A 7733-nucleotide genomic window follows, 5' to 3' on the forward strand; every position below is an offset into this window, starting at 1 on the left:
GCGCCCTGATAGAACCAACGCGAAGCGGCGTCGGACCGGCCGGCGTTTGCCAAGGGCCGGGTGCGCGGCTGGTCCCGACTTTCACACCTCTTGTGCCCAGCCCGCCTCGGACAACCCCGCATAGTGGGAGATGCGCAGGATGTCCTCCCGACCGTACTCGGTCGCCGAGACAAACAACGATTCCCCAAAGCGCGGGACCAGATGCAGTCCCGCGGGCGACAAAATGCTCCGCTCACGGTCGAGGTCATCCACTGCCACGACGATCAAACCGCCGAAGCCGGTGATCTGCTCGACGCGCCCGTCCTCAAGAAGCAGCCCGCTCAAACCGCGATTCCTCCATCCACGCTAAGGGTCGTGCCTGTAGTAAACGCTGCGCTCGGCGAGCACAGGTAAAGGACCGCCCCAGCGATCTCTTCGGGGCGACCAGTGCGCTTCATCGGCTGCAGTCCATTGAGAAAGTCACGGCCGCTTTCTTCCGCTCGTGTCTCCTCGTTCATGGGTGTGTCGATCACGCCTGGACACACCACATTGACTCGTACCCCTTGCGTTGCGAACTCCACTGCCACCGATTTGGTCAGCCCGATCACTGCAAACTTGCTCGCGTTGTATACCGCTGTGCTTGGAAAAGGTCTGATACCCAGAAACGAGGCGGTATTGACGATGGCGCCACCGCCACTTTGTATAATTGCGGGAACTTCGTGCTTCATGCAAAGCGCGACGCCGCGCACGTTGACGGCCAGGATGCGGTCGATGGTCTCAGTCGTCACCTCGGTGATGGGGCTGGATTCGAGAAAAACACCCGCATTGTTGAAAGCGAAATTCAAGCCACCGAACGCCTCAACGGTCTGCGCAACCATTGAGGCAACGTCTTCTTCGGCCGAAACATCGGCCCGCACAAACAATCCTTTGCCGCCTGCTTGCTCGATGAGGGCAACCGATTCGGCGCCCTCACTTTCCCGCCGCCCGACAACGACAACGTTGGCCCCTTCTTGAGCAAAGGCAAGGGCGGTGGCCCGGCCAATGCCAGAGGTGCCGCCGGTAACGAGAACAACTTTGTTGGCAAATGTTTTCATAAAGTTAACTCCAACGCAGCTCGTCTTTCAGCCAGTCGGGATCCCAGCAGATACATCGTCACGATGGGGCCGACCGTCGTGCCAGCCGCGGCGGCGTGGGCGAGATGCGCCACTGGATCGTTGGCATTTCCGATCGCAAAAATCCCTGGTCGGGTTGTGCGTCCTGCGCTGTCGGTTTTCGCGAAGCCAGCATCGTCGACGTCACATATCGACGCCGCGAGATTCGAGGCAGCGCGGAGGTTTGCCGCCACCCAAGCGGCATCGCAAGGTATTTCCCCGCCACTTTCGGTTGACAGCCCAGCAAGCCGTTCGCCTCGATGAACAAGCCCCGTCACCACATCTTGCGTGATCTTGATGTCCAGAAGTCTGAGACGCTCCGCGTCCGCTTGGCTGAAGATGTGTTTGGTGACAACCGTTACATCGGATGACCACATCCAGACCCATGACGCCATCTGCGCAAGGCGGTCCGGTACGCCGAACACGACGAAACGCTGATTGCGAACCTCATATCCATCGAAGCACGGACAGACCCGAACGTCGCGTCCCCACGCTTGAGGCAGACCCGACAGCGGCGGAAGCTCGTCGGTGAGGCCGGTCGCAAGCACGATGCTCCGCGCAGTAACAACGTCGGTTTGGCTCCGCACATCGAACAGACCATCTTCTCGTGGCACGATCGCCTGAACGAGCTCCGTGCGAATATTGACGCCGTAGCGGAGCACCTCGTCGCGGGCGCGCTTCAGCAACTCGGCAGGCGTCATTCTGTCGAAGCCCAGAAATTCGCGCACCTCGTCCACGGCGAAGATCCTCTGCGGGCCACCGTCGTAGACAATCATCGAGCGCCCCGCGCGCCCGAGGAAAAGCGCAGCACTCAATCCGGCAATGCCCGCACCTACAACGACTGTATCGACAACCTGCTGCATGATTCAAAGACCTCCGGCCAGCTTCGCCGGCTTGAGCAAATCGGCAAGGCCGATGCGGTGAAGCATTTCAGCTTTGACGCGGTCCATCACCGCGAAGGCGACGTTCGCACCGTCCTGGGCCGGGTCGTAATGAACGCGGAAGGGGCGTTCGCCGAAGGGCGTATCGACAACATCGACGATCGCACGCGACACACCTTCAGGATCGGCATCGTCCGGCACGGTCGCTGCCAGCTTGGGCTGCAGCTCCTCGGCAAAGCTCTTGTATGGACCAGCCTCGTATTCCGCCACGCGCTGCTCGTCGGCCGGCCGGCCCGAATGGACAAAGTGATTGGTGCCCTTGGTGAAAGCCCCCGGCACGATGATCGTGGTTTCAATGCCCCAGCGGGACAACTCTCGGGCATATTGAATCGCCAACGCATCCATTCCCGCCTTCGCCGCGAAGTAGGGTGCCAGGTAGGGCGGCGTGCCGCCGGTCACGCTGCTGCTTGATACCCAGACCACCAGGCCCTGTTTGGCGGCGCGCATGTGCGGCAGCGCAGCGCGGTTCACCCGCTGCGTGCCGAGCACGTTCACGTCATATTGCTGGGCATATTGCTCCGGCGTGAAGGCTTCGGCCGGGCCGAACACCATATGGCCGGCATTGTGGATGAGCACGTCGATCCGTCCGCTTCCAGCGATGACCTCCTCGACGGCTGCATTGCTCGAGGGCTCCGACTGCACATCGAGTTCGACGGAGCGAAGGTCCACGCCTTCGCGCGCCGACAATTCCGCCAGTTCGGTCGCGTTCTTCGCGTTGCGCCCGGCGATGTCGCGCATCGAGGCATAGACGGTGTGGCCGGCACGGGCGAGCGCTTCCGCCGTCAGGCGGCCGAAGCCGCTGGAAGCGCCGGTGATGAGAATGATCTTCTTGGACATGACAGTGTTCCTTTCAATTAATCGCGCTCTTGGGCGCGTGATTGAGGGGATGGGGGTCAGACCATGCCGCCATTGGCGCGCAGCACCTGACCGTTGATCCAGGCGCCATCGGGTCCGGCGAGAAAGGCGACGGCCGCCGCAATGTCCTCGGGCGTACCGAGCCGTTCGAGCGGATTCATCTTCGACATGCGCTCGATCAGTTCCGGCGACTTGCCGTCGAGGAAGAGCGCTGTCGCAGTCGGTCCGGGCGCAACGGCATTGACGGTGATGTTGCGGCCGCGCAGTTCCTTGGCGAGGACGCCAGTCAACCCTTCGACCGCGGCCTTGGTGGCGACATAGACGCCATAGGTTTCGAGCTTGAGCCCGACGACGCTGGTCGATAAATTGACGATCCGGCCACCATCGCGCAGACGCCGTGCGGCCTCGCGCAGGGTGTAGATGCTCCCCTTGAGATTGACAGCAATCTGGCTGTCGATGAGGGTGTCGTCGCCATCGGCAATCGTCGCCAGGCGCATGATGCCGGCGTTGTTGACCAGAACGTCGATACCGCCGAAAGCCGCTTCGGTCTTGTCGAACAGACGCGCCACCGCCGCCGCATCGCTGACATCGGCTTGCGCGGTGAGGGCCTTGCCGCCGGCAGCCTCGATCTTGCCTGCCAGTTGCTCGGCCTCGCCGGCATTGCCAGCGTAGTTCACGACGACCGTGAAGCCGTCCTTGGCGAGGCGTTGGGCAATCGCTGCACCGATGCCACGCGAGGCTCCGGTGACGATTGCGACCTTGTTGGTGTTCGTAGTCATTCGAGTTCTCCTTTGTGGTGTGTTGCTGACAAAGGAGAGTCTGTGCTTTTCAAAGTCTCGGATAATCCCCTGTAATCTGGCATCACTATCCGAAAGTAGCGAGCAAATAATATGGACCGCTTCGATGCCATGCGCATCTTCACCCGTGTCGCCGAGCGGCGCAGCTTCACATTGGCGGCCGACGATCTGGGAGTGCCGCGCTCGACCGCAACCGATGCCGTCAAGCACCTGGAACGGCGGCTGGGTGTACGCCTGCTTGAAAGAACGACGCGCGTTGTAAGGCCCACGCTGGACGGGGAAGCCTATTACCAGCGGTGCGTTCGCCTGATTGCCGACCTGGAGGATGCAGAAGCGGGTTTCAGTGGAGCCAAGCCCTCGGGCCTGCTGCGCGTCGATGTTCACGGTACGCAGGCGCGCTATTTCCTGCTGCCCGGCCTGCCGGACTTCCTTGCGCGCTATCCCGACATCCACTTGCATCTAAGCGAAATTCACCAGCCGCTCGACATGGTACGAGAAGGCTACGACTGCATCGTGCGCGCCGGCGCGCTGACGGATTCTTCGCTCTATTACCGCAAGCTGGCCGAGTTAAAGCGCGGCACCTTCGCCAGTCCGGATTATCTCGCTCGCTTCGGAACGCCGCGCACGCTCGATGATCTCACCAACGGCCATAGAATGATGGGTCTGCTGGCCCCTGACTCATCGTCCATCAGGCCGCTCGCATTCACCGTTGCGGGCAAGGTTCAGGAATTGATGTTGCCCAGTGTTCTTACGGTCACCGGACCGGACACCAACCGTGCGTCGGCCTGTGCCGGCCTCGGCATCGTTCAGGTGCCGCGCTACGGTGTGGTTTCCGAGCTTGCCAAGGGTACGCTTGTCGAATTGCTGGCGGACTACCCGCCGCCGCTCCTGCCGGTGCATGCGCTCTATTCCCACACACGTCAGCTTTCGCCCCGCCTGCGCGTCTTCATCGATTGGCTGGCGCAGCAATATCGAACACGCGACGCCCCTGAGAATGGCAACTACCCAAAAACGGGGTGATGCACTTTCTTCTCACGATAAGTGAACCTGACCCCGTTTCACGGCCCCGTTTCACGCTTCGTATGTTGCAGAAATGGCTAACGCCTGAGTTAAACCGACCCGCGTAGCGGGTTCGGATCGAATGAACTGCTAGTCCTGCGTGCCAGCATGTTAGTCAGCCCTGAACTTGCGACCTGATGGCCGGGAAGTAGCCCAAGAGAGGTAGTCAACTATTGCCTCTCCAATGCGACGACCAGTTGAGGTCTTGAGCATGTGGTCGCCGCCAGTGACGGGCAGGTCTAGCGCCTGAATCAAGCCGAGCCGCGAAGCGGCTTCGGCTTGAATGAGTTCTTAGCTCTCAGTCCTACCAACTGAGAACACCTGTTCTGTGCAGATTTCGCCCTTGTAATCAACTTGCCGAGTATCGATCTGACGCATGCCAGAGCGCGCCAAAATGGTCAGGCACGCTGCATTGCGGGCATCGGTACTAGCAACAATTTCTGCAACAGGGGTTGCTGAAAACAGTAAACCGATCAGCCCACGAGCACACTCAGTGCCGTAACCGTTACCTTGCGCAGCCGGGGTGATGCTAAGGCCGAATTCGGCCTGTGCGCAGTCCGGCGAAAGCCATATGCCCGCATCACCGATCAACAAGTCATTTTCTACGGAAGCGATACCTAACTGATGCCACGCGCCAGGAACCAGACAAGCGTGCTGGACTTGACTCTCCAGAAAGCCCGAAGCGTCTGCGGCTGTCATGGGCGACCAACCCTGAAGCCTGGCAACCTCAGCGTCACAGCGGTAAGCGTGGAAAGCGCTGAGATCGTCTTGCCGTAATGATCGGAGGCGGAGACGCTGCAGGTTGTAGGGCAGATGGTCAAACATCTTGGAATTTTCTCTGAGGGCTAACACCGTAGTTAAGCCGGCCCGCAACGCGTAGACCGGATGCTGGTGGAAACCGAGCTACGACTCTGCGTGGAAATGGGGCTTCGCGGGCTCGGCTTGAACGACCAGTTAGGTTGCAACCGTAGCCGAGAAAAGTCAGTTGCGAAAGACCATGCTGGGAGCAGCGTACTAGATGGCACCTGTGCCGGATGAGCTGCACTGCGCGAACTGAGACGGTTGCCTTGATATGGCCGAGCGAGAACCCAGTTGCGCAGGCCTCCGGGCGTGTCCGCTGACAACGGCGGAGCGGGAAGAGTCACGAGTTGCAGAACCGAAAACTGTGGTGAAGCGCATCAAGCAATCGTTGCGACATTCACTGCCACGCATGATGTTTCTATTGGGACCTAACACCGAATTCATCGGCTTGTCCGCTGAAGTGCTTTGTTAAATCTCGACCGAATTCAGAGCCATCGCCTGGCTTCCACAATGACGGTTTCCATTCTCTTCTGCAGTGCCCTGTGGCGCCGGCAGCAAAGGTATAGCGTCTCACTTACCGGATTGGAGAGCCAATGAATTTTGATTTGCTCGGGCTTGTTAAACGCCTCAACCGCAAAGGCCGGTAGCACTGTAAAACCCATCCCCATACTGACCGGCTCCAAAATCAATCCGATCTGGTTTGAGAATCCCTTTTTAGGAAACAGGTTGCTGTGCTGGAACTCAGGATAGTTGGCGCCAAGCAACAGGTTGGCGTGATAACTTCCGTCAGGGTGATCAATAAAGCCTAGAGCCATCAAGGTTTTCCAATCCGGGTCTTCAACCATCGAAGGCGTCACCAACAATAGCGACTCTTCCGCAACAGGAGTGCAACTGACGTCCGGCAGGGCGGATTTCGACGTCATAAATCCGATATCCATGGTGGATTCCGCGATTGCGCTCTCTACATCGGAATTGGGTGCAAAGCGATAATCGATAATGAGTTTTGGGTGCCTGCTCTGCAACGCCAATAAATGTGAGTATAGCTTGAGTCCAACGCTCCCCGGAGACATCACCCGCACCACTCCTTCATAAGGAGGATCTTCTCCGATTTTTTGCTCCAGATTCGACAACGCCAATAGAATATCCTGCGCTTCGGCGTACAGCCTTTCGCCTGCATCCGAGAGCGAGAATTTCTTACCCTCCCTTACAAGCAACTCGGTGCCGAGTTGCTCTTCTAACTTGCGCACATGCTGACTCACCCCCGACTGCGTCATATGCAGGCGCTCGGCCGTTCGGGTGAAATGACCAATTTCAACGAGGGTACAAAAGCTGCGTAACCAGGTAGTGTTTATCATTACAGTATGTAATCATCCTAATGACAAATGATAATTTTACATAATTATAGGTGCTCTGTAACCTATTCTCAATGTTACGAGAGGAGGACACGCAATGAGCAACGTTTACCCAAGAAATTTCTCACACATCGGCATTTCCGTACCAGACCTTAAGCGGGCCGTCCAGTTCTACACAGAGGTAATGGGCTGGTATCTGATCATGGAACCAACCGAGATCGAAGAGGACGACAGCGCAATCGGAGAGATGTGCACGGATGTCTTCGGAGCAGGGTGGGGAAGCTTCCGAATCGCCCATCTATCCACCGGTGACCGGATTGGTGTGGAGCTGTTCCAGTTCAAAAATCAAAAAAAACCGGCAGACAACTTTGAATACTGGAAAACCGGCGTCTTCCACTTCTGCGTGCAAGACCCCAACGTTGAAGAACTCGCCGAGCGTATCGTGGCCGCTGGTGGTAAACGGCGCATGGAGAAACCGCGCTACTACTATCCGGGTAAGAAGCCCTACCGCATGATTTATATGGAAGATCCATTCGGAAACATCGTAGAGATCTACAGCCATAGCTATGAGCTGATATACAGCGAGGGAGCCTATTGAGCCATTGGCAAGTGGAGTTGCAGCGGGCGAAGCCCGCTGGATTTAACGCCTGATTAAGCCGACTCACGAAGTGGGTTCGGCTTGAACGAATTGTTAGGCATCGCAGGTTAACAAAGTAAGTGCAACACCCGCGACGCCCGGAAAAGAAGAGGTGAGCTGGCAGACTGGGAGGGATTTCTCCGGCAAGAGACGATCCCGCA

General features: G+C 58.3%; 9 protein-coding genes. 2 read left to right on the forward strand and 7 right to left on the reverse strand.

Features of this window, described 5'->3' with window-relative positions; genetic code table 11:
• Window positions 1-81: 81 nt before the first annotated feature.
• From ACW7G1_RS05880 to ACW7G1_RS05900, 5 genes are read right to left on the reverse strand one after another with little or no spacing between them, the layout of a single operon-like run.
• The gene (locus ACW7G1_RS05880; protein ID WP_456978776.1) at window positions 82-324 is read right to left on the reverse strand and encodes a hypothetical protein; all 243 of its coding nucleotides are present in this window, start codon (window positions 322-324) and stop codon (window positions 82-84) included.
• The gene (locus ACW7G1_RS05885) at window positions 321-1073 is read right to left on the reverse strand and encodes a glucose 1-dehydrogenase (protein WP_456978777.1); all 753 of its coding nucleotides are present in this window, start codon (window positions 1071-1073) and stop codon (window positions 321-323) included. The genes ACW7G1_RS05880 and ACW7G1_RS05885 overlap by 4 nt, the downstream gene beginning before the upstream one ends.
• Complete coding sequence (locus ACW7G1_RS05890; protein WP_456978778.1) at window positions 1070-1993, reverse strand: NAD(P)/FAD-dependent oxidoreductase; 924 nt, start codon at window positions 1991-1993, stop codon at window positions 1070-1072. The genes ACW7G1_RS05885 and ACW7G1_RS05890 overlap by 4 nt, the downstream gene beginning before the upstream one ends.
• Before the next feature lie 3 nt (window positions 1994-1996).
• Window positions 1997-2908 carry an SDR family oxidoreductase gene (locus ACW7G1_RS05895; RefSeq protein WP_456978779.1) on the reverse strand — a complete coding sequence of 304 codons (912 nt, stop codon included), beginning with the start codon at window positions 2906-2908 and terminating at the stop codon, window positions 1997-1999.
• Window positions 2909-2964: 56 nt separating this feature from the next.
• Window positions 2965-3705, reverse strand: coding sequence for an SDR family oxidoreductase (locus ACW7G1_RS05900; RefSeq protein ID WP_456978780.1), 741 nt, complete (start codon window positions 3703-3705; stop codon window positions 2965-2967).
• Between the two features lie 111 nt (window positions 3706-3816).
• Between ACW7G1_RS05900 and ACW7G1_RS05905 the strand changes: the two genes are divergently transcribed.
• Complete coding sequence (locus ACW7G1_RS05905; RefSeq protein ID WP_456978782.1) at window positions 3817-4743, forward strand: LysR family transcriptional regulator; 927 nt, start codon at window positions 3817-3819, stop codon at window positions 4741-4743.
• Window positions 4744-5073: 330 nt separating this feature from the next.
• Here the strand turns inward: ACW7G1_RS05905 and ACW7G1_RS05910 are convergent, their stop codons facing one another.
• Window positions 5074-5607 carry a GNAT family N-acetyltransferase gene (locus tag ACW7G1_RS05910; protein WP_456978783.1) on the reverse strand — a complete coding sequence of 178 codons (534 nt, stop codon included), beginning with the start codon at window positions 5605-5607 and terminating at the stop codon, window positions 5074-5076.
• 461 nt (window positions 5608-6068) lie between these two features.
• A complete protein-coding gene (locus ACW7G1_RS05915) occupies window positions 6069-6938 on the reverse strand; it encodes a LysR family transcriptional regulator (RefSeq protein WP_456978784.1) in 870 nt (289 codons plus the stop codon).
• 94 nt (window positions 6939-7032) lie between these two features.
• Between ACW7G1_RS05915 and ACW7G1_RS05920 the strand changes: the two genes are divergently transcribed.
• Window positions 7033-7533, forward strand: coding sequence for a lactoylglutathione lyase family protein (locus ACW7G1_RS05920; protein ID WP_456978785.1), 501 nt, complete (start codon window positions 7033-7035; stop codon window positions 7531-7533).
• Window positions 7534-7733 lie beyond the last annotated feature (200 nt).

The organism is Lysobacter sp. A378 (assembly GCF_054052125.1).